The sequence below is a fragment of the Fusobacterium sp. IOR10 genome (assembly GCF_010367435.1).
Lineage (GTDB): Bacteria > Fusobacteriota > Fusobacteriia > Fusobacteriales > Fusobacteriaceae > Fusobacterium_B.
Genome location: NZ_WJWY01000019.1, coordinates 1 through 22,960 on the forward strand (window position 1 = coordinate 1; position 22,960 = coordinate 22,960).

Below are 22,960 nucleotides of genomic sequence, written 5' to 3' on the forward strand. Positions count from 1 at the left end.
ATTATATTGATTATTATAATAATCAGAGAATTAAAATAAAATTAAAAGGATTAACTCCTGCAGAATACAGGAATCAATCCTTAAATTAAATATTAAATTTCATGTCCAAGAAAATGGGTTCACTACATTTACAGTCCCTCTTTATTTTGAAAAATTAAAAATTGTTGTTATTATATTTTTCAGTTTATTTTTTTTAATATTTGATTCATCTATATATTTTATTGTTAGACCTGTATACCCATAAATTGCTGAAATTACTGGATTTATTAAATTTAAAAAACAATATGGTACATATACCCATGGAGCTATTCCTAAAGTAGCTATCATATAAGCTCCACAACTATTCCAAGGTATAAGAGGCGACGTCATTGTTCCTGAATCTTCTAAAACTCTAGATAAAGTTACTGGATGTAAATTTCTCTTTCTATAGGCATCTTTAAATATTCTTCCTGTTATTACAATTGATAAATATTGCTCTGAAGCTAATGCATTTGCAGCTAAAGCTGTAAGCAATGTTGCAAGAATTAGACTCCCTGTTGAATTTGCTAGTTCTAATATTTTATTTGCTATAGCTGAAAGCATACCAGTTCTTTCCATCACTCCACCAAAGAATAAGGCACAAATTATTAAAGATACTGTCCACATCATACTATTCATTCCACCACGTGTTAAAAGAGAATCAACAACGTTATTTCCTGAATTAGATACATAACCAATTTGAAGAGAAGTAACAAAATCTTTTAATTTAACACCTTGAATAAAAACTGCTGCTATACCACCTATTATACTACCGCACACTAATCCAGGAATTGCAGGTATTTTTTTTATAACCAATCCTATTGTAATAATTGGTACTATAAATAAAACTGGAGTAATTACAAATTGTGAATTCAATGTTTCTAAAATTGAATTTAACACCTCTGTATTTATTTGAGAATTAGAATATTTATTTCCTATTATCATAAATAATATTATTGTTATTATAAAACTAGGTATTGTTGTATATAACATATATTTTATATGTTCAAATAATTTAGACCCTGCCATGGCTGGAGCTAAATTCGTTGTATCTGAAAGAGGGGACAACTTATCCCCCATATAAGCTCCTGAAATTATTGCACCTGCTGTTATTTGAGCAGGTATTCCCAATCCTGCTCCAACTCCCATAAGGGCAATTCCTATAGTGGCAGCTGTACTCCAAGAACTTCCTGTTGCTATTGCCACAATAAAAGAAAGCATTAAAGTTGCTGGTAAAAATATACTAGGGGACATTATCTTTAGCCCATAAAAAATCATTGTTGGTACAACACCAGAAATAATCCAACTTCCCACAACCATACCAATAATCAATAGAATTATTGCTGCTTCCATTGAAGACTTTATAGTTTCTAATATTCCTTCTAATATTTCATCCCAATTATATTTTAACGAGAACATAGCAATACAAGCAGCAAGCATCCCAGACATCATTATAGGTATATGAGGATCTGCCCCTGTAAACTTCAAGGTATAAAAAAGAGAACCTACTAGAAATATCAACGGTATCATAGCATGTATAAATTTAGTTTCTTTTACTTCCTTGGTAGTTCTTCCATTACAATCATTTTTTTTCATTTTTTATTTTTCCTCCTAGCTATTAAATTTTAGTCCTAAAGGCTAAAATTTTAATTATCACCCCTATTTTTCAATATTTTAACAATAAAAAAAACATCATTGATTTTAAAACCAATGATGTTTAACCACTTTTCCATTGGATCCCAAATCTACCTGTCAATATTTAGACGAGGTTAGCTACGGATATTAATCCGATTAGAATGGGTCCCCCGCTTTCTTCTTAATTATAATTGTTAAAAATTATAAATAAAACTAAGCGATTTATTTGCTATTTCAATCTATTATATAATAAAATTAAAATATGTCAATATTTTTTAAACTATTTTTGTTTCTAATTTTTTTCCACCTAAAAGATGAAAATGAATGTGAAATACTTCTTGTCCACCATACTCGTTACAATTGCTTATAACTCTATATCCTTGGTCAGCTATACCTAAATCTTTGGCTATTTTTCCTATAGCTAAATATATTTCCCCAATTAATTCTCTATCTTCTTCTTTTAAATCATTTATTGTTGGTATTTCTTTTTTAGGAACAACTAAAATATGTATTGGAGCTTGTGGATTAATGTCCTTAAAAGCCAACACTTTATCATTTTCAAAAACTATTGTTGCTGGTATTTCTCTATTAATTATTTTTGTAAATATAGTTGCCATTTTAAAATCCTCCATAAATTTTTAAATTAATCTTCTATCATGGATACTCTTCTTAAATGTCTTCCCCCTTGAAACTCTGTATTTAAAAATGTATCTACTATTTCCAATGCAAGAACATCCCCTATAATTCTAGCTCCAAAAGCTAAAACATTTGCATTATTATGTTCTCTTGTAAGTTTAGCCATTGTTGTATTCATACAAAGTCCAGCTCTTACACCTTTTACTTTGTTTGCTGCTATTGAAATTCCTATTCCAGTACCACAAATAACTATTCCACAATCAGCTTTTTTCCCAACAACTGCTTCCCCAACTGCTTTCCCATAAATAGGATAATCTACTGATTCTTTAGAGGCACACCCTAAATCTAATACTTCATACCCTTGTTTTTCTAAATGTTCTTTTACAGTTATCTTTAATTCATATCCACCATGGTCACATCCTAAAGCTACTTTCATTTTTTCTCCTCACATTTATATTAAATTTTTATTAAAAGCCTTCAAACAATGGCTCTCCTGCCTCTACTTCCTTTTCTGTAGGTTCTCTCACACCTTTTACTTCAACTTCAAATCTAACTTCTCTTCCTGAAAAAGGATGATTTCCATCAGCTATTATTTTATCATCTAAAATTTCTTTTATTATAAAAGATTGTTCTTCACCATCTTCTAAATCAGCTATAAAATCAAGTCCTTCATAAATATCTTCAAAATCTAAGAATTGTTCTCTATCCATTTCAATTATTAGATCTTTTTCTCTTTCTCCGTATCCTTCTTCTGGAGTTAAAACTATTTTACTTTTAAAACCTACACCTTTTCCTTCTAAAGCTTCTTCCACCTTTAAAACAAAATTTCCAAAACCTTGGATATAAAGAAATGGTCCCACTTCTTTAGTATCCTCTAGTAATTCGTTGTTCTTATTATCATAAACTTTAAAATCTAAAGTTACTACTTTTCCCTCTTCTATATTCATTTTTTCACCTCACTATTATATTTTATATTTTAAGAATACCATAAATTTATTTAAATTTCATCCTTTATTTTATAACCCATCTCTTTTTCTATTATTTTTCTATTGTCTGCTGAGGTTAACTTTTCTAAAAGTAAAAAAGCTAAATTAATAGCACTTTTAGGATTTGATGAAGTTATTATATTATCATCTTCTACTATTTCTTCCAAAACCCCATTAGCTCCATATTTATTTAATTGATTAAAATATCTTTTGTTTTCACTTAAGTATGTTGTTGCTTTTTTATTATTTAGAGTACCTATACTTCCTAGTGCTATTGCTCCTGTACAAATCCCTAAAATTAATTTTTTTCTTTGTACAAATTTAAAAATAAGTTCCTTTACTTCTTCTCTTAAAAAGTCATCAAAATAACCATATTTTCCAAAGCCTCCAGGTATAACTATTGCATAATAATCTTCCACATTTATTTTTTCTTTATTTAAATCTATTTCAGGTATTATTTTCATTCCACTAAAAGAAATTTTTGAAGACAAATCATCAGTAAATGAAGCTGTCACTACTTTTATTTCCCCATATTTTTTAAAAATTATATTATACCATCCGAATACATCTATAAAGGGAGCTATTTCTAAAATTTCGCTGCCATTGGATATTAAAAGTAATATCTTTTTCATATTATTTTCACCCTTTCAAAACATTATTTTCTTTTTAATTAAAAAAATAAAAAAAATATTGACTTAATGAAAAAAGTCAAATACAATACCTTGTTTGATTATATCATAAAAATAAATTTAAATAACAACTTTTTTTTATTTGTTGTATAATATTAAATAAAATATTAAGGAGGTTTGAATGGCTAAATTAGACCAAAATTTAACACCATTATTTACAGTTTTAAAAGATGTTTATGCAAAAAAAAATATTACTCCTTTCCATGTTCCTGGACACAAACAAGGGAATGGTATGGATAAAGAATTCCTTGAATTTATAGGTAGAAACCCCTTAAAAATAGACGTTACTATTTTTAAAATGGTTGATGGGCTACACCATCCAACAAGTTACATAAAACAAGCGCAAGAATTAGCTGCAGATGCCTATGGAGTAGACCAAAGTTTCTTTGCTGTTAATGGTACTTCTGGGGCCATTCAAGCTATGATCCTTGCAGTTGTAAAATCAGGAGAAAAAATATTAGTTCCTAGAAATGTTCATAAATCTGTTTCTGCTGGAATTATACTATCTGGAGCAATTCCTGTATATATGAATCCTGAAATTGACAATAATTTAGGAATAGCTCACGGGGTTAAACCTCATACTGTTGAAAAAATGTTAGAACAACATCCAGATGCTAAGGCTGTTTTAATTATCAATCCAACTTATTATGGAGTTGCCACTGATATTAAAAAAATAGCTGATATTGTTCATGATTTTGATTTACCATTAATAGTAGATGAAGCTCATGGACCTCATCTTCATTTTCATGAAGATCTACCTATCTCAGCAGTTGATGCAGGAGCTGATATTTGTTGTCAAAGTACACATAAGATAATTGGAGCTATGACTCAAATGTCTTTATTACATGTTAATTCAGATAGAGTTAGCCCTAGTAGAATTCAACAAATACTTAGTCTTTTACATACAACTTCACCTTCATATCCTCTTATGGCATCACTTGATTGTGCTAGGAGGCAAATTGCAACAAATGGTAGAGAACTTATTTCAAAGGCTATTGATCTTGCTAACTTTACTAGATCAGAATTAAATAAAATTCCTGGTGTTTTTTCTTTTGGAGAAGAAATAGTAGGAACAGAAGGAGTATTTGCCTTTGATCCAACAAAGTTGAGTATTTCCATAAAAGAAATGGGAATTACAGGATTTGAATTAGAAAGAATTTTAATTGAAGAATATGATATTCAAATGGAACTTTCAGATTTCTATAATGTTTTAGGAGTAATTACTTTAGGAGATTCTAAAGAAAGTGTTACTAAATTAATTGACGCACTTAAGGATATTAGTTTAAGATTTTTTAACACTAAAGATGTTAAGCCAATAAAATCTATCAGAATTCCTTCTGTTCCAGAACAAGTTTTAATACCAAGAGAAGCTTTCTACAGTGAAACAAATGTAATCCCTTTTGATGAAAGTGAAGGTAAAATTTGCGCTGAAATGATAATGGCTTATCCACCAGGAATTCCAATAATAACTCCTGGGGAAAGAATTAGTAAAGAAATTGTGGATTATGTTTATGAACTTAAAGAAACTAAAATCCAACTTCAAGGAATGGAAGATTCTCAATTAAATACTATTAAAGTAATTGAAGAAGAAGACGCTATGTATATCTATACTGAAAAAATGAAAAATAAATTATTTGGTGTTCCTTTAAATTTAGGGGCAGATAAATCTGGAATAGAATTTGGTATTGACGTTTTAATTGAAAATTATCAAGATACTTTTGATGAAATTGAAGTGATTGAAGTTGAAAAACAAAGGGAGAATTTCAATTCTCCAAATTTAAAATATAAAAACACAATTTTGCACACATGCGAAAAACTTGCTAAAGCAGTTGATGAATCTATTATGGATGGGTATAGGCCTATAATAATTGGTGGAGACCATTCTATTTCCCTTGGAAGTATTTCTGGTGTTGCAAAAACTAATAGAAATCTTGGAGTAGTGTGGATTGATGCCCATGCTGACATGAATACAGATGAAACTACATTAACAGGAAACATTCATGGAATGCCGCTTGCTTTACTTCAAGGAGCTGGAGACTCTGAGTTAGTTAATTGTTTCTTTGAAGGTCAAAAAATAAATCCTAAAAATGTTGTTATTATTGGTGCTAGAGATATTGATGTAAGAGAATATGATGTTATTAAAGAACTAGGAGTTAAAGTTATACATTATGATGATATTATTAGAAAAGGTATGGATAATGTATTAGAAGAAATTAAAGATTACTTGAAAGTTGAAGATATCCATATAAGTTTGGATATTGATTCTATTAATCCTAATTTTGCTCCAGGAGTTAGTACTCCAGTTAAAAATGGTTTAGATGAAGATGATGTTTATAAGAGTTTTAAATTTTTATTTAAAAATTATTTTATAACTTCTGTGGATATTGTTGAGTATAATCCAATATACGATATGAATCATAAAACTGCACATCTTGTTAAAGATTTTACAGATTATATTCTAAACCCTATATATTAAAAAGTATACATTAAGACAAATAAAAGAACATCCTTTAGAAAAACACATATTAGATAGAGCTATAAGTAAAACTTATAGCTCTATTATTTTTTACTATTTTACTTTTATTTTATTTTTTGATAGAATTCATTTATATTAGGTGGAAGAAAATTCCTAATTTCCCATCTAGTTTCCTTAACCTTATAGTTATAAATAAAAAAAAATGGAAAGTTGCCCCTTCCCATTTTTTTTTATTTATAACTATTTTTATTAGAATATAAATTTTATTTATGATAAAATCATAATGATCACTAAAAATATAGGAGGATTTATGATTAAATTAATTGTTTTAGATGTTGATGGAACACTTACAGATGGAAAACTATATATTGATAACTTTGGAAATGAAATGAAATCTTTTGATGTGAAAGATGGACTAGCTATCTCCCAAGCTATTAAACAAGGATTAAAAATAGCTATTATTACAGGAAAAACCTCTAATATTGTAGAAAAACGCTCTAAAGAACTTGGTATAAAGGATGTAATACAAGGAAGTAGAAATAAAGTTAATGATTTAAAAACTATACTAAAAAAATATAATATTTCTTTTGAAGAAACTGCTTATATGGGTGATGACTTAGTTGATTTAAAAGTTATGAAACATTGTGGACTTTCAGGTTGCCCAAAAGACTCTGTTAATGAAATAATTAATATATCGGACTTTATTTCTACAAAAAATGGTGGTAATGGAGCTGTGAGAGAATTTTTAGAATACTTGTTAAAAAAAGAAAATCTTTGGAATAATATTATTGACAACTTTTCTTCAACAGAACAATAATTAAAGGGGGTAATATTAAAATGTTTGAATTTATAAAAATATTTTCATTATTTTTATTTTCTCCTTTTATATTTATTTTGGTATTATTTTTTATTGGATTTTTCAATATTATTAATCGAAAAACTAAAAGTGGAATTTCTTTAATATTAATAAGTTTAATTACTTACTCTTGTTCTTGTAATTTTTTTGTTAGTCCACTTATACATACTTTAGAAAATAATTTTTCAAAAGTATCTGAAAAAAATATTGAACAGTCTGATATTTATATACTACTTGGAGGAGGAATTTTAACTAATAAATCATTAAGTTCTTTTCCAACCAAAAATGCCTATCCAAGACTTTTAAAAACCATTGAACTTTATAATAAAGAACAGAAACCAATTTATATCTCAGGGGGGAAAAGTTTCAACAATAAAGAAAGTGAAAGTTCAATTTATAAAAAAATTCTTATTGATTCTGGAATTAGCAAAGAAAATATTTTTATTGAAGAAAATAGCAGAAACACTGCTGAAAATTCTAAATATATAAAAGAAATAATGCATAATAATAATTTTAAATCTGGAATTTTAATAACATCAGCATATCATATGCCTAGATCTATGGCTATATTTAAGGATGATTCCCTTATTTTTTATCCTGAAAGTGCTGGTTATTTAGAAAATATATCCAATAAAAAATTCTTAAATTATCTTCCTAATTTTGAGAATTTATCTATTTTTAATATTGTCTTACATGAATATATAGGAAGAATTTACTATTATATGAGATACTAAATTAACAAAAAGGGGTTGATATGCTACAAATAATAAGCAAGATTTTTCCAATAATAGTTCTATTTACTATAGGAATTTTTATACGTAAAAATAATTACTTAAGTATTCTAGGAATGAAAGAAATTAAAAAACTAGTTGTCAATATTTCTTTGCCTGCTGTTCTTTTCAAAGCTTTTTTTATTATGAAATTTGATATTAAATTTTTAAAGTTATCTTTAATAACCACATGCCTACTAGTTTTCATGTATTTTCTTGGATTTTTAATCTACAAATTAAAATTTATTTCTTCCAATATGTCTCCTTTTTTTAGTAGTGGATTTGCTTTTGGACTTATTGGAATTCCATTATTTTCAATAATGTATGGAGAAGAAAATCTTGGCCTTTTTTCAATTATTGGACTTGGACATGAATTTTTTATTTGGTTCATATATTATTCTTTAGTTAATATGAAATTGTATAATCATAAATTTTCTATCTCATATTGTAAAGGATTCTTTAAATCTCCTCTAATTATTTCCATTGGTCTTGGACTTTTCTTTAACCAATTAGGTGTCAATGAACTTATTCATACTAATTACCTTGTAAATGGAATCTTTTCTGCTATAACATATGTTGGCTCTCTAGCAACACCTCTTATTTTAATTAGTATTGGATATTCCTCTAAAATTTCATTGAAAAATTCAAAGGAAACTTTTAAACTAATTATAGCTCGGTTTATATGTGTTATAAGTACAGGAATTATTTTTAAAATTTTTGTTATTAATAATTTTTTTGAATCAACATGGCTATTAAATGTTTCCTATACAACTTTATTTGTTCTTCCTCCTGTATACTCTCTAACAGTTTTTCTAGGGGTTGCTGGAGATACTAAAAATGAAGAATTGATTAGTAATGCTACAATTATATATACACTTATAAGTATTGTTTTATTTATAATAACTGCTTTATATTTTAAAATTTAAAAATATAACATTGATAATAAAAACTATTTCATTGTATAATAAGTGAAGAAGAAAAAATTTAGGAGGACTAAGATGCTAGAAGAAATTGCTAAAAAATATTACCATGAAAAAGGCTATAACTGTGCTGAATCAATTTTACTTGCTACAAATGAATATTACCATCTAAATTTAAAGGATAATGATTTTCAACTTGTAACTGCTTTTGGTGGAGGTCTTGGATGTGGAAGAATTTGTGGAGCTTTAACAGGAGGACTTGCAGCTTTAGGGAAAATTTTTATTGTGGAAAAAGAAGTAATGCACGAACTTTCAACTGAATTTATTTCCAATTTTGAAAAAAAATTAGAAACAAGCGTTTGTACTGATTTAAAGGAAAAATATAGAAGTGAAGAATTCCATTGTTTAAAAACTGTTGAACTTGCTGCTAATGTCCTTGAAAATTTTATTTCAGAAAAAAAAAATTATATTAAAGCTAAATAAAAAAAGACTCTCTATAATATGCTGTTCTAAAGAATTTTAAATTCAAATTCTAGGAATCATATAAAAAGAGGGTCTTTTTTTGTTTTAATATATTATTACTCCAATTAATCCAGAAATAATTATTATTCCAATTGGATTCATTTTTCTTTTTTTAAATATTATGTAACAAAATAAAAAAATTCCTAATGCTGTCAGATTTATATCCCTTAACTTTCCTATTTCTTTATTCCCCCAAAAAGCAACTGACATTATTGAAACTCCTGCAGTACCAATTAAGGCTACAACAACTGGTCTTAGAGTTTCTAAAACTTTTTTTACACTTTTTAAATTTTTATATTTATAATAAAAATGAGCTAATGTTATTACAATAATACAAGATGGAGTAACGCATCCTATTGTGGCAACTATTGCCCCTGGAATTCCACCTAATTTAGTTCCAACAAAGGTTGATGCATTTATTGCAATTGGTCCTGGAGTCATAGAAGCTATAGTTATTAAATCTGTAAATTGCCCCATAGTAATCCAATGGTTTTGATTAACTAAAATTTGTTCAATTAAAGGAAGAGCAGCATAACCTCCTCCTATACTAAAAAGACCTATTTGTACAAAGCTTAAAAATATTTTAATGTACATCATTTTCTAATCACCCCAATTATCATTGCAACTATTATTACTATTGCCACATTTACTTTAAATATATAAGCAGCTAAAAATGCTAATATCATTAATAATACCATAAAAATTTTTTTACTTCTTAAAATTGTTATAGCCATTGTGGATACCACATCGAAAATTATAACAGCTACCCCTGCCTGCATTCCTTTTAAAACTGCATTAACTATTCTATTATCTCTAAAAACAGAATAAAACATAGAGACTATTGTAATAATTATTAAAGGAGGTAAAACTGTTCCTGAAATTGTTACAAATGCTCCCTTTAATCCTCCCATTCTATATCCTATTAATATTGAAGTGTTTACTGCAATTGCTCCAGGGGAAGATTGCCCTATTGCAATTAAATCTAACATCTCTTTTTCTTCTATCCATTTTAAATCTTCAACAAATTTCTTTTTCATCAAAGGTACTATTACATATCCTCCACCAAAAGTAAAAGCACTTAAATAAAAGGTAGAAATAAATAATTTTAAATATAAGTGTTTATCTTTATCCATTAATATTCTCCTTTAAATTATTATATATTAATTATACATCAATTCAATTTTTTTACAAATAAAAAGAAAGCTATTTTTCAATAACTTTCTTCACTATAATTAATTTTTTTTCAAAAATTTAAGTTCATAATCTTTTAAAGAATCTATTGCTTGACCAGATAATGGTAAAATAGCCAAAATATTAAATACTGTCATTAAAGCTACACCTAAATCTCCTAAATTCCAAACCCAAGTATATTGAGCAATCCCCCCAAAGAATAACATTGCTATCATAAATATTCTGTAAATATTTTGAGCCTTCCAGCTATCTCCAAATAAAAATGCCACATTTCCTCTAGCATAGAAAGTTAATCCTAAAAAAGTACTAAAACTAAATAAGAATAAAATTATTGCAATAAATATAACTCCAATTTCTCCAATATGATATCTCATTGCCTCTTGTAATAAATCCATCCCCATAAGTCCCTTCATTTTATCACTAGGAACTAATAGTATAATAAAAGCTGAACAACTACAAATAAATAATGTATCTATAAATACTCCTAAAGATTGAATTAAACCTTGCTTTGCAGGATGATCTATATCTGCTGCTGCTGCTGCACAAGGAGCTGACCCTGACCCTGCCTCATTTGAAAACAATCCTCTTTTAACTCCATTCATTAAAACTGCTCCAAATCCTCCTGCTACAACTTGCTTAAAGCCTAAAGCTTGACTTATAATTTCTCTAAACATATTTGGAATAACTGTTATATTTTTAAATAAAATAAATATTGTTATAAGTAAATATAACCCTGCCATAACAGGCACTATCCTATCTAAAATCATAACAACTGCTTGTTTTTTAAATATAACTATTGATGATAAAACTACCAACAATATAGTAGTATATAAAGGAGATATACCAAAAGCATTGTTAAATGATTGGGATACTGAATTAGCAACTATTTGACTTATTCCTCCCCAACATATTAAAGCTGATATTGCAAATAATCCTGCCATCAGTTTAAACTCAGAAGCTTTTCTAAATACTTTCCCACAGCTACCTTTTAATTTATTACTATCTTTTAATTGGATTTTGTTAATATCTTCTTCTTCTATTTTTGTAACTAAAGACATTCTTTTTATATAATAAGCTGGTCCACCTCTATATCCACCATATAATGGATCTTTTTCTTTGTATATCTGTGCTAAGGTAGATTCTATAAAAGCTGTTGCTGAACCTAATAAAGCCACTATCCACATCCAAAACACTGCACCTGCACCACCAAATGTTATTGCTGCTGCAACTCCTGCTAAATTTCCCATACCTACCCTTGTTGCTGTTGCAACAATTAAAGCTTGAAACCCTGAAATACTTTTACTATCATTTGTTTTTTTTGGCTCAACTACAGCCTTTAACATTTGAGGAAATAATCTAAAGGGTAAAAACTTAGTTTTAATAGTAAAATATATACCTGAAGGCAATAATAATAAAACTATTATACTTAATCCTATTTTCACTCCTCCTAAATTAAAAACAATTACATCTCCCCATAAAAATTTATTTAAAGCATCTATTACACTAATAAATACCCTAGCCACTATATTTTCTATCATCTATCCTCCATTTTTTCAAAGAAATTTAAACACTTTTGTAATCTAATATTTATGTTTTTACATACTTATAAAAAAGTATACACTATTAAACATTATAAAGTCAAGACTACTGTTTAATTTTTTTTGTTTAATTTTTTTTTAATCTTTTAAAATAATGTGGGGAATCTCCCTTTTGAAAGTATCCCACTTCCTCTCCTATATTTTTTAAATTTTCATCCAATGATTTCTTTACATCATTTGAATTATCTTTCAATCCTGGTTTTCCATTATATAAATTATAATTTTTTCTTGCATCCTTTTTAGTTACATTTGGCATTATGATATTTGCCCCTGCTTTTATTCCTTGCTCTCTTCCAAATTTATCTAACACTTGTAATGCTGTTGTTGCAGCTATATTTATATTTTGAAGATAAATTCTACAAATTGCAATCATTTTTAAAGATAACTCTAACCTTTTTTTATTTGGAAGAAGTTTGTCTTTAAATTCAATACCCATCGGAGTATCTTCATGTAAAATATAAGGACCCATTCCTATCATATCAATATCTATTTCTTTGAAAAATAAAATATCATTCACAAGATCTTCTTCTGTTTGTCCTGGAAGCCCAATCATAACACCAGTTCCCACTTGGTATCCAATTTTTTTTAAATCTTTTAAAGCTTTTATTCTTTTTTCATAAGAATGTAGTTTATCCTTATAATGTATTTTTGTAAACAAATCTCTATTTGTTGTTTCTATCCTTAAAAGATATCTAGTCGCTCCCGCATCAAACCATCTTTTATATGTTTCATAAGTTTGCTCTCCTAAAGATAATGTTATTCCCATATCTAATTTTGACATATTTTGAATAGAATATACTACGTCTTCAATAAAATCAATATATTTTTTATCATTTCTTTCTCCAGCTTGTATAGCCATAGAAGCGTATCCGCTATCATAAATAATTTTAGCTGAATCTAATATATCTTCTTTACTTAGAATAAATCTATCTACTTTTTTATTTTCGTTTCTTATTCCGCAATATTTACAGTTTTTTATACAAATATTACTGCATTCTATTAAGCCTCTATAAAAAACTTTGTTACTTCTATATTTTAATTTAATCTCATATGCTTTTTCTAAAAGTATATTTAAATCTTCTTGGTTATCTATTAACATTAATTTTAATAAATCTTCTTTATTTAATACTTTTTTTTCTAATATTCTCTTTATCATTTTTCCTCCTTAAATTAAATTTTATAACATCTATATAATAACATTTTTTTTGTTTTTTAAAAAAATTCTTTACAAAATAGTTACATACATGATAATATTTATACATATGGGGGTATATCCTAAAACGGAGGTCTATTATGAAATTAGAATTAACTGTACATAACTTAAGCTGTGCCCATTGTGCTCAAAAAATTGAAACTGCTCTTAAGGATTTACCTGAAGTAGAAACATGTCATTTAAATTTCTATTCAAAAAAATTATTTATAACTTCAACTGAAAATTTAAATAAAGATTCCCTTGCTAAAAAAATTAACTTAATTGCTGGAAAAATAGAACATGGAGTTACTTTCAACTTAGAAAGTCTTAATGAAAATAAAAATTTAGATTCTAAAGAAAATTTCTATTTTCATGATAAATTAGAAGGTTTTACTTTAATTGCTGTTAGTATTGTTTTGGCAGTTTCATTTTTATTTCAAAATAATTTATATAAAACAATAGTTTTAATAATTTTATATTTAATAATTGGTTATGATATTCTTTGGAAATCAGTTGTTAATTTAAAGAACAAAAACTTTTTAGATGAAAATTTTTTAATGTCCATTGCAACTATAGGAGCTATTTCAATAGGAGAATACACTGAAGCTATTGGAGTTATGATCTTTTATAAAATAGGAGAACATTTTCAAGAAAAAGCTGTTGAAAATTCTAAAAAATCAATTGAATCACTTTTAAAATTAAAAAATATTAATGCTAATCTTAAAACTAAATCAGGGGACATGAAGGTTGTTAAACCTGAAACTTTAAAAAAAGATGATATTATTATTGTCAAAGTTGGAGAAAGTATTCCTGTAGATGGAATTGTAGTAAAGGGAAACTCTAACCTTAATACGTCCACATTAACTGGAGAATCATTACCTCTCTTTGTAGAAGAAAGATCAGAAGTTTTAAGTGGTAGTGTTAATCTTGGAAAAGTTCTTGAAATTAGAGTACTTCGAGAATATAAAAATTCTGCTATTAATAAAATTATTAAAATGGTTGAAGAATCAAATGTCAATAAAGCTGATGTGGAAAAATTTATTACTAAATTTGCAAGATACTATACTCCAATGGTTGTTGTTTCAGCAATTATTATTGGAATTTTCCCTCCATTATTTTTTGGAAATTTCCAAATTTGGTTTAAAAAATCTTTAATATTTTTAGTTATATCATGTCCTTGTGCACTTGTATTATCTATTCCTTTAACTTTCTTTAGTAGTATTGGGTTAGCTTCCAAAAGAGGAATTCTCATAAAAGGAGCAAATTTTTTAGAAAGATTAACTAATATTGATTCTGTTGTCTTTGATAAAACAGGAACTTTAACTAAGGGGATTTTTATGGTTAATAAAGTTATAAATTTCAATTCTTCTGAAAAGGAAATTATTGAACTTGCAAAGGCTGGTGAGCTTTATTCAAATCATCCTTTAGCAAAGGCAATTCTAAAATATAAAAATATAAAAATAGATGAAAGTGAAATAAAAAATCATGAAGAAATTTCTGGAAAAGGAACTTCTTGCATCTATAAAAATAATTCTATATTAGTTGGAAACATTAAATTAATGGAGCATTTTAAAATTGATTGTCATCTTTCAAAATTAAAAGAAACAAATTCTGTTATATATATTGCTAAAAACAATGCTCTTATTGGAGCTATTTTGTTATCAGATGAAATAAAAAAAGATTCTAAGGAAACTATAGAGTTCCTTGATACTCTTAATATTTCTTCATATTTATTAACTGGCGATAACAAGGAAACTGGAGAAATGATAGGAAGACAAATTGGTTTTAAAAAAGAAAATATTTTCACCAATTTGCTTCCTGAAAATAAAGTTTCTATTTTAAATAATATTAAAAATAAAAGCGTTGGAACAATTTTCATTGGGGATGGTATAAATGATGCACCTTCTTTAAATGTATCGGATATTGGTATTGCCATGGGTGGAATTGGAAGTGACCTTGCTATTGAATCAGCAAATATTGTTTTAATAAACGACGAACCTTCTAAATTAATTGAACTTTTAAAAATTGTCAAAATTAATAAAAAGGTTGTTAAAGAAAACATTGTTTTTTCCATTGGAATAAAACTTGCTGTAATGTTACTTAGCCTTTTTGGATTTGCTAATATATGGATGGCTATCTTTGCAGATGTTGGTGTCTCATTAATTGCTGTTTTAAATGCTTCTAAAATATTAACCATTAAAAAACTATAATTTATGATATAATACAAATGTTAGTTCAAAACATTTAAAGGTTCCTGTACTAAATATAGGAACCTTTTTTAGGAGGTTATAATTTTGATTTATTTTTTATATGGAGATACACTATTACAACTTAAGTATGAAACTCTATTGAAAAAAGTGAGAGCTGAAAATAAAAATTTAACTGAAAAAATTTTTGATGCTTCTCAAGATAATATAGAAATAATTTTTCAATCATTATCATCTAATAACATGTTTTCTCCTATGGAGCTTATTATTGTAAAAAAAACTGAAACTTTAAAAAATTTATCTAAATTTTTTAAAGGTCTGAATGAATTTAATTATTCTAAAAAAATTATAATTTTATTATATAATGAAATTTTTAATGATTTTGGAGTTATACAAAATGAAGTTTCAAAAACCACTTTAAAATCTGCTGAAAAAATATGTAAACTAATTTCAGCTAGAAAAAATGATGAAAAAAAAGCATTATTATTCTATGCTAAAGAAAAATTAAATTGTTCCAATTATGAAGCTGAAAAAGTTTTAGAAATGGTAGGAGAGGATTTTATTAAATTAAAAAATGAAATTGATAAAGTTAACTTATTTTTAAATAATACACCCTTTAACTTGGAAAAAATTATTCCTATTTTATCAATAAGTAATGAGTTTAATTTAAATTTTCTTTCTCAAAATTTAATATATAAAAATCAAAGTAAAGATTTAATATTAAATTTAAAAAACACAAAAAATTATATGCTCTTTTTAAATATTATTTCTGAAGAAATTTCCTTACTAATAAAATTAAAAGATTTAGAAGAAAGAGGTATTATTAACTCCACAATGAATTTCAATTTGTTTAAAAATGAAGTTTATACAGGTATAAAAGAAATATTTAAAAATAAAAATCGCTATACTCATCCTTATCCCTTATTTTTAAAATTTAAATATCTTAAGAATTTCAAAATTGATTTTTTAGAAAAAAAATTAATAGAGTGTTTAAAAGCTGAATTCAAATTTAAAGCTGGATTAATGGATAGTTTCTCCTCTATTGAATTATTTATATTAAATTTTAATAACTAATAAAGGTGGTAATTTATGAAAAAAATATTAATAGGGCTATTTTTAACAACATCTTTAATCTCCTTTGGAATTGAAAAAGAAGGATATGTTGACTCTAAAATAAAAGAAAATATGACTAAGAATGATAAACTTTCATTTCTTATTGTACATTTTGGAACAACTTTTGATGACACTAGAGTCAAAACTATTGATGCACTTAATAATGACGCTAAAAATAAATTTTCTGACTTTAAAGTTGTTGAAGCTTATACTTCTAGAATTATAATGAGACGATTAAAAAGTAGAAATATTATAAAAGATAATCCTGCTGAAGCTATTGATAAACTTGAAAAAGAAGGATACACTTACTTAATAGTTCAACCTAGTAATATTATTCCTGGGATAGAATTTAAAACTTTAGAAAAACAAATTGAATTATATAAAACTAAATTTAAAGATATTAGAATCGGAGCTCCTCTTCTTGGAGAAAATGAAAACTATAAAAAAGTATTAACTATTCTAAAAAAAGATATTGGAGATTTAGAGGATAATGAAGGAGTTGTTCTTGTGGGACATGGAACTAGAGATTCTGCCAATTCCACTTATGCTTGTGTTGACTACACTGCTAAAGATCTTGGACTTCCTTTTTATGTTGGTACCATTGAAGGCTATCCAACTATTGATAATGTCATTAAAAATTTAAAAAAAGACAATATTAAAAAAGTTATCCTTACTCCTTTTATGTTTGTTGCTGGAGATCATGCAAATAACGATATTGCAGTTGATTGGAAAGAAAAACTTGAAGAAAATGGTTTCATTGTTATAAATAGAGTTAAAGGGCTAGGGGAAATAAAAGAAATTAGAGAATTAATGATTGAAAATGCTAATTTTATGATCACTCATAAAAAAGAAGATATGATTTCTAAAAAACTTTTCTATAGCAAACAAAAGGATAAATAATTTAATTAATATATTAAAAGGATTGTATTTTATAAGATACAATCCTTTTAATAATTTTTCAACGCCTCTAAAAAATCTTGTTTCATTTCTTCTCTTAAATCTAGTGGTTCTAATATTATAGCTTCTTTTAAAAACTGTCTAAAATATAATTTTGCATTCTCATTAGAAGCTTCAAAAATATAAATATCATTCTTTTTACTTACTAATTGTGGTCTATAATTGGTAAGCCCTTTAAGAAGTTTTTTTCCTTCCTCTGAAAGTTTAACTTTAACAAAATTTCCATTTCCTAAAAAAGGATCAAATTTTTTCCTGACGCTTTCTATGTATTTTTTATTTTTCCCTTTTATTTTTTCTTCTAATATTGAAATAACCTCTAAATCTTTCAATTTGTAATTGTGATAAACTTTTTCTAAATCTGTGAAACAAAACAAGAAATTTTCATCCCCTTGTTCTTCTCTTTTTAAAAAATAAGGTTCTATTGTTTCAATTTTATTATTATATTTTATTTTTATTTTTTTCTTGTTTCTTATGGCTTCTAGTATTATCTTAACCTTATCTTCAAAAACAAATAATTCCCTTATATATTTAAATTTAGAACAGTATCTTTCAAATAATTCTCTAAAAAATTCAGCTTCTATTTCAACATTATTTTCTTTTAAGATATCATAATAAATTTTTTTATTTGAAACATTTAAATCAAATTGAACTATTTTTTTTAAAGGTCTACCTTGGGTTTCTAGTTCTTTTTCAATATCTATTTCTTTTTTATACTTTAATTTATCTAAAATATAATTGCAAAGTTTATTATTATTTATTCCAAATTCTTCAATATCATTTTTCATCATACGCCAAATATCTTCTGGTACTGTCACTCTTATTTTTTTCATTTTGACCACCTTCCAAAAAATAATAAATTATTTTCTCTATTATAACATAATTTATATTTTTTAGTGTATAATATATTCAATATAATCACTTCTAAAAAAGGAGAAATTTATGAAACTTTTAAAATTTATTTCAAAAAACTCAAAGCAAGAAAATCTTGGTATTCTGTCAAAATGTGAAAAATTTGTTATTGAATTAAAGTCTATTGATTCTGCCTTTAATTTTCATTCAACTTTAGAATTAATAGAAACTCTTAGTGAAAAAGATATTCTCAAATTAAATAAAGTAAGTACTTCTAATAGTTTGGAAAAATATACTATTTTTCCAGTTGAAAACATTATTATTTTATCTCCCTTTAAAAGTACAAAACACGACATAATTTGTGCTGGATTTAATTATATGGATCACTTAAAAGAAATAAAAAAATCAATAGATAATAATAAAAAAAATACAATTTATTTTTCTAAAAGAGCTACTTACATACTTGGACCAGAGGATTATATTATTCCTCATTTTGATATTAATGATTCTTTAGACTACGAAGTTGAATTAGCTGTTATTATTGGGAAGAAAGGTTTTCAAATACAGGAAGAAAATGTTGAAGATTATATATTTGGCTATACTATTATGAATGATATTTCTTCTAGAAATCTTCAAGGTAAATATAGACAATGGTATATAGGTAAAAGTTTAGATTCCTTTACATCTCTTGGACCTTTTATTGTTCATAAATCTTCACTACCAATGCCTTTTAATCTTGAAATTTCAAGCTCTTTAAATGGAGAACTTAGACAAAAATCAAATACTGAAAATATGATTACCCCAATTAATAAAATGATCTCAGAGCTCTCTCAAGGCATTACTCTTGAACCAGGGGATATTATTGCCACTGGAACATGCTCAGGAGTTGGAGTAGGCTTTAATCCTCCAAAATACATGCATTCTGGTGATAAAATAGAATGTTTTATAGAAAGAATTGGAAATCTTATAAATATTGTTAAATAAAAAAGTGGAGCTATTGATATAGCTCCACTTTTAATTAATTTATTAATTATTAGAAATTTTCTGAAAAAGCTTGTAAAGAAGTTCTTGCTTGACCAAAATCTACCATTTGTTGGTCAAAACCAAATTTAACATGAGGCATTCCAGCTTCATCTAAAGCTTTTCTTAATGATGGATATTCCATTTCTTCTGGGTCACAGAATTGCATCATACCTATGATAACACCTTCAGCACCTGCTTTTTTAGCTTGTTCTGCTACATAAGTTGGTCTTGTAAATATAGTTGGATCGTATAAGATAGTATCGTTATCTTGATTAGCAAATTGAGTTGCTAAAGCTCTCATTGGATCTTTTTCATCCATAGGAACGTCTTCTCTTATTGCTCTTGTTTCTTGAGCTACATCATCACCAACTATTACTAATCCATATTCATCAAATAATTGTAATAATTTTGGATTATCCATAATAATTCCAGAAGTGAATACTTTTGCTCCTTTAGGAGTTACTTCTGCCATTTTCTTTAATTCTTCATTTAATTCTTTTACTAAAGCTGTATGTTCATCTTTTAATGTAAAGAATGCACTTTTTAATACTGCTGATCTTGAAACTGCTGATATTACATCTGAATGTTTTCCAGCAAGTTCTATAAATTCTCTTCTTGCTGCTCTACTTTCATTGTATACTTTAAATGCATTAACTAATTTTTCATCAGTTATTTTTTCTCCAGCTATTTCTTCTAGTTGTCCTTTTATTCTATTATATTCAGTCATTGTATATTTAATTCCATATTCAGGTTTTCTGCTTTGTGGATGTGCAAGAAACATGAATGGTAATTGAGGAACTGCAACACGGAAATTTTGAGTAAATGGACGTAAAGTATCACATATTGAACTTAATATTACTCCTGACAATCCATCTAAAGTTCCGTCTAATCCCATTTCTAATCCCATTTGTGCTATTGTACAATAGAATGATGGAAAATATTCTTTTGCTTTATTAGGAGTTCCACTTTTTCCCCAAACTCCCATTGGTACCATATCTGCTGCATAAACTAATTCTTCTGGAATATAGTATGGAAAACATCCTATAACTTTTTTACCTTGTGATTTATATTTAGCTAATTGATTTTTTGGATTATATGCAATGTCTTTAAATTCTTTTATTAATTCTTCTATTCTAGTCATTATTTGTTTCCTCCCTCTTTTGCAGCTTTATTTGCTTCCATTACTTCAAAAAGTCCTTCTACACGAGTATTATATTGTTCTTCAGAGAAGTTTCTTGGATCAGCTTGGTCACCATCAAATCCTGCAACTGCTACACCTAAATCTTTACGGAATCTTCTTTCCATTTCTGGCATGTAACCACTCCATGGTTTACAACTTCTATTATAATGTACTAAAATTCCATCAACATTATTTTCTTTACAAATTGTTTCTCTCCATTCTACACCTTTTTCTATACAAACTGAGTTTGGAGCTTTACAATATGCTGCCATTAATTCATCCATATTATTATATTCAAAACCAAATGCAGGAGCATATACAACAGCTGTTGTATTTATTCCTCTTTCTTTTAATGGTTTAAATAATTTTCCTAATTGAGGCCAACAAGGGATTCCTTCAAACATAATTCTATGATTTTCATCATATTTCCATGTTGATTTTCCTGTTTTTACATTTTCTTCTAATTCTTCAGCTAATTGTTCAAAAGCTAATGCTGTTGATTTTTTTGCACGGGCAGTAACTATATCTGCCATATGGTTAAATAAATCAAATCCTGCAAAAGGAGCTGGAGTATATTGTAAGTAACTACATACTTTTAACCATGCTTTTGCTGCTCTATTTGCGTTAGAACAAGCTTCTTCAAATTTTGCCATATCCATTTTACGACCAGCTATTTCTTCTAATTTTTTTATAGCATCGTCAAATTGCCCACGAATGTAGTCTATTTTATTTTGATCTGGTTCTTTTGTATTTGCATAAGGAACATCTATCATAATTAGAGGAATATTATGCATTCTTGCTAGATTTTCATACCATTTTGTCATACAATTACAAATGTTATTACAACATAAAACAAAATCTGGTTGTGGCATTGGTTTTTCTGCTGCTTCATGTCCTGCAGCGTAAGCTAAGTTTATTCTTGCATAAGCACAAATATCATTGTCAAATCCCATAGCTTCAGCATGTTCACACATTCTTTCTCCACCATGTTTTGCCCCTATTGCTGCTGCTTGATTTTCTGGATAAACTAAATTTAGTCCTAAAGCTTCTGTTATTTCAGAAGGGAATTTAGAAGATGACCACCCTACAGGTTCTCCTCTTTTTTTAGCATCCCATGCTGCTTGGTAAACTTCTCTCTCTACTACTTCTCTAAGTACATATTTTGCAGCTTTTTTTTCTTCAGCTGGTTTATTTATTGCTTCGCTCATTTCTTATCCACTCCTTCATATTTTTTATATGCAAACAATGCTGCCCCTATTGCTCCTGTATATTGTGTCAATGGAGATCTCTTTATTTTATGATTTAAAGTTTCTTCTAGGGCTTCAACCACACCACCATTTAATGCAACTCCCCCTGTCATTACTAAATCATCTTCTATTCCAATTCTTTTTGCTAATCCTCCAACTCTTCCTGCTACTGAACGATGGATTCCTTTAATTATATCATTTTTATGAACCCCTTTAGATAATTGAGAAATAACTTCTGATTCTGCAAATACAGTACAAGTTGAACTTATACTAACATCTTCAGTAGATTTTTCTCCTAATCCCTCAAGCTCACCAATATTAACTTCTAATATTTTAGCCATTACATCTAAAAATCTTCCTGTTCCTGCTGCACATTTATCATTCATTACAAAATTAATTAGAACTCCGTTTGGACCAACTTTTAAGACTTTAGCATCTTGACCACCAATATCTATTACTGTTCGTACATTTGGAAATAAATAATTGGCTCCTTTTGCATGACAACTTAATTCACTCATTTGGTTATCTGCCCATTCTAATAAAGAATTACGACCATATCCTGTAGCTAAAATATAGCTGATATCTTCTCTAGAAAGACCTGCTGCCTTAGTTACTTCTTCTATAACTCTTTTTGGCCCACTAGTTCCTGCCCCTACATCAATAACTGCTTTACTTATTATTTCTTTTCCGTCTTTTAGTATAACACTTTTTGATGCTGTAGAACCTATATCAATTCCCATTGTATATATAGCGCTCATTATTCCTCCAATCAAAATTATATCTGTCAATATTTCATTTTCCATAACTTTATAGTTATATATGATAATGCAAGATTATCTCTCCCCTCTTAAAGAGGAAAGAGATAATCTCAGCTATTTCATATTTTTAAATTTTT

General features: G+C 27.2%; 23 protein-coding genes. 10 read left to right on the plus strand and 13 right to left on the minus strand.

The window, feature by feature from the left end; genetic code table 11:
* A partial coding sequence (locus GIL12_RS06490) for an IS3 family transposase (protein ID WP_163469728.1) occupies window positions 1–89 on the plus strand: 89 nt, incomplete at its 5' end.
* A 52-nt stretch (window positions 90–141) separates the two neighbouring features.
* Here the strand turns inward: GIL12_RS06490 and nhaC are convergent.
* From nhaC to GIL12_RS06515, 5 genes are all read right to left on the minus strand, one after another.
* Window positions 142–1,614 (minus strand): Na+/H+ antiporter NhaC, encoded by a 1,473-nt coding sequence (nhaC, locus tag GIL12_RS06495; RefSeq protein ID WP_163469690.1) that lies wholly within the window; start codon window positions 1,612–1,614, stop codon window positions 142–144.
* Window positions 1,615–1,928: 314 nt separating this feature from the next.
* On the minus strand, window positions 1,929–2,270 hold the full coding sequence (locus GIL12_RS06500) for a histidine triad nucleotide-binding protein (protein WP_163469691.1): 342 nt from the start codon (window positions 2,268–2,270) through the stop codon (window positions 1,929–1,931).
* A 26-nt stretch (window positions 2,271–2,296) separates the two neighbouring features.
* On the minus strand, window positions 2,297–2,725 hold the full coding sequence (gene rpiB / locus GIL12_RS06505; RefSeq protein ID WP_163469692.1) for a ribose 5-phosphate isomerase B: 429 nt from the start codon (window positions 2,723–2,725) through the stop codon (window positions 2,297–2,299).
* A gap of 31 nt (window positions 2,726–2,756) precedes the next feature.
* Window positions 2,757–3,236, minus strand: a complete 480-nt coding sequence (locus GIL12_RS06510) for a peptidylprolyl isomerase (RefSeq protein WP_163469693.1) — start codon at window positions 3,234–3,236, stop codon at window positions 2,757–2,759.
* A 50-nt stretch (window positions 3,237–3,286) separates the two neighbouring features.
* Window positions 3,287–3,907 (minus strand): DJ-1/PfpI family protein, encoded by a 621-nt coding sequence (locus GIL12_RS06515; RefSeq protein WP_163469694.1) that lies wholly within the window; start codon window positions 3,905–3,907, stop codon window positions 3,287–3,289.
* 178 nt (window positions 3,908–4,085) lie between these two features.
* On the opposite strand from GIL12_RS06515, the gene GIL12_RS06520 reads away from it, so the two are divergent.
* From GIL12_RS06520 to GIL12_RS06540, 5 genes are all read left to right on the plus strand, one after another.
* Complete coding sequence (locus GIL12_RS06520; RefSeq protein ID WP_163469695.1) at window positions 4,086–6,440, plus strand: aminotransferase class I/II-fold pyridoxal phosphate-dependent enzyme; 2,355 nt, start codon at window positions 4,086–4,088, stop codon at window positions 6,438–6,440.
* 310 nt (window positions 6,441–6,750) lie between these two features.
* Window positions 6,751–7,257 (plus strand): HAD family hydrolase, encoded by a 507-nt coding sequence (locus GIL12_RS06525; protein WP_163469696.1) that lies wholly within the window; start codon window positions 6,751–6,753, stop codon window positions 7,255–7,257.
* Window positions 7,258–7,277: 20 nt separating this feature from the next.
* Window positions 7,278–8,030 carry a YdcF family protein gene (locus GIL12_RS06530; RefSeq protein WP_163469697.1) on the plus strand — a complete coding sequence of 251 codons (753 nt, stop codon included), beginning with the start codon at window positions 7,278–7,280 and terminating at the stop codon, window positions 8,028–8,030.
* Between the two features lie 20 nt (window positions 8,031–8,050).
* Window positions 8,051–8,992, plus strand: a complete 942-nt coding sequence (locus tag GIL12_RS06535; protein ID WP_163469698.1) for an AEC family transporter — start codon at window positions 8,051–8,053, stop codon at window positions 8,990–8,992.
* 72 nt (window positions 8,993–9,064) lie between these two features.
* The gene (locus GIL12_RS06540) at window positions 9,065–9,469 is read left to right on the plus strand and encodes a C-GCAxxG-C-C family (seleno)protein (RefSeq protein ID WP_163469699.1); all 405 of its coding nucleotides are present in this window, start codon (window positions 9,065–9,067) and stop codon (window positions 9,467–9,469) included.
* Between the two features lie 84 nt (window positions 9,470–9,553).
* On the opposite strand, the gene GIL12_RS06545 is transcribed toward GIL12_RS06540, so the two are convergent.
* The 4 genes from GIL12_RS06545 to hydE form a co-directional block, all read right to left on the minus strand.
* Complete coding sequence (locus GIL12_RS06545) at window positions 9,554–10,105, minus strand: chromate transporter (protein ID WP_163469700.1); 552 nt, start codon at window positions 10,103–10,105, stop codon at window positions 9,554–9,556.
* On the minus strand, window positions 10,102–10,641 hold the full coding sequence (locus tag GIL12_RS06550; protein ID WP_163469701.1) for a chromate transporter: 540 nt from the start codon (window positions 10,639–10,641) through the stop codon (window positions 10,102–10,104). The genes GIL12_RS06545 and GIL12_RS06550 overlap by 4 nt, the downstream gene beginning before the upstream one ends.
* Before the next feature lie 99 nt (window positions 10,642–10,740).
* Window positions 10,741–12,237: a sodium:alanine symporter family protein gene (locus GIL12_RS06555; protein WP_163469702.1), complete on the minus strand. Its 1,497-nt coding sequence runs from the start codon at window positions 12,235–12,237 to the stop codon at window positions 10,741–10,743.
* A 127-nt stretch (window positions 12,238–12,364) separates the two neighbouring features.
* On the minus strand, window positions 12,365–13,453 hold the full coding sequence (hydE, locus tag GIL12_RS06560; RefSeq protein ID WP_163469703.1) for a [FeFe] hydrogenase H-cluster radical SAM maturase HydE: 1,089 nt from the start codon (window positions 13,451–13,453) through the stop codon (window positions 12,365–12,367).
* A gap of 137 nt (window positions 13,454–13,590) precedes the next feature.
* Here hydE and GIL12_RS06565 point away from each other — a divergent pair, with 137 nt between their 5' ends.
* The 3 genes from GIL12_RS06565 to GIL12_RS06575 all read left to right on the plus strand — a co-directional run bounded on the left by GIL12_RS06565 (window position 13,591) and on the right by GIL12_RS06575 (window position 17,709).
* Window positions 13,591–15,699, plus strand: coding sequence for a heavy metal translocating P-type ATPase (locus tag GIL12_RS06565; RefSeq protein ID WP_239056074.1), 2,109 nt, complete (start codon window positions 13,591–13,593; stop codon window positions 15,697–15,699).
* 84 nt (window positions 15,700–15,783) lie between these two features.
* Window positions 15,784–16,770, plus strand: a complete 987-nt coding sequence (locus GIL12_RS06570) for a DNA polymerase III subunit delta (RefSeq protein WP_163469704.1) — start codon at window positions 15,784–15,786, stop codon at window positions 16,768–16,770.
* Window positions 16,771–16,785: 15 nt separating this feature from the next.
* On the plus strand, window positions 16,786–17,709 hold the full coding sequence (locus GIL12_RS06575) for a sirohydrochlorin cobaltochelatase (RefSeq protein WP_163469705.1): 924 nt from the start codon (window positions 16,786–16,788) through the stop codon (window positions 17,707–17,709).
* Between the two features lie 47 nt (window positions 17,710–17,756).
* Here the strand turns inward: GIL12_RS06575 and GIL12_RS06580 are convergent, their stop codons facing one another.
* Window positions 17,757–18,596, minus strand: coding sequence for a WYL domain-containing protein (locus tag GIL12_RS06580; protein WP_163469706.1), 840 nt, complete (start codon window positions 18,594–18,596; stop codon window positions 17,757–17,759).
* 109 nt (window positions 18,597–18,705) lie between these two features.
* Between GIL12_RS06580 and GIL12_RS06585 the strand changes: the two genes are divergently transcribed.
* The gene (locus GIL12_RS06585) at window positions 18,706–19,599 is read left to right on the plus strand and encodes a fumarylacetoacetate hydrolase family protein (protein ID WP_163469707.1); all 894 of its coding nucleotides are present in this window, start codon (window positions 18,706–18,708) and stop codon (window positions 19,597–19,599) included.
* A 49-nt stretch (window positions 19,600–19,648) separates the two neighbouring features.
* Here GIL12_RS06585 and GIL12_RS06590 read toward each other — a convergent pair whose 3' ends face one another.
* From GIL12_RS06590 to GIL12_RS06600, 3 genes are read right to left on the minus strand one after another with little or no spacing between them, the layout of a single operon-like run.
* Window positions 19,649–20,779: a 2-hydroxyacyl-CoA dehydratase subunit D gene (locus GIL12_RS06590; RefSeq protein WP_163469708.1), complete on the minus strand. Its 1,131-nt coding sequence runs from the start codon at window positions 20,777–20,779 to the stop codon at window positions 19,649–19,651.
* Window positions 20,779–22,026: a 2-hydroxyacyl-CoA dehydratase subunit D gene (locus tag GIL12_RS06595; RefSeq protein WP_163469709.1), complete on the minus strand. Its 1,248-nt coding sequence runs from the start codon at window positions 22,024–22,026 to the stop codon at window positions 20,779–20,781. The genes GIL12_RS06590 and GIL12_RS06595 overlap by 1 nt, the downstream gene beginning before the upstream one ends.
* Window positions 22,023–22,823 (minus strand): acyl-CoA dehydratase activase, encoded by an 801-nt coding sequence (locus GIL12_RS06600; RefSeq protein ID WP_203522559.1) that lies wholly within the window; start codon window positions 22,821–22,823, stop codon window positions 22,023–22,025. The genes GIL12_RS06595 and GIL12_RS06600 overlap by 4 nt, the downstream gene beginning before the upstream one ends.
* Between the last annotated feature and the right edge of the window lie 137 nt (window positions 22,824–22,960).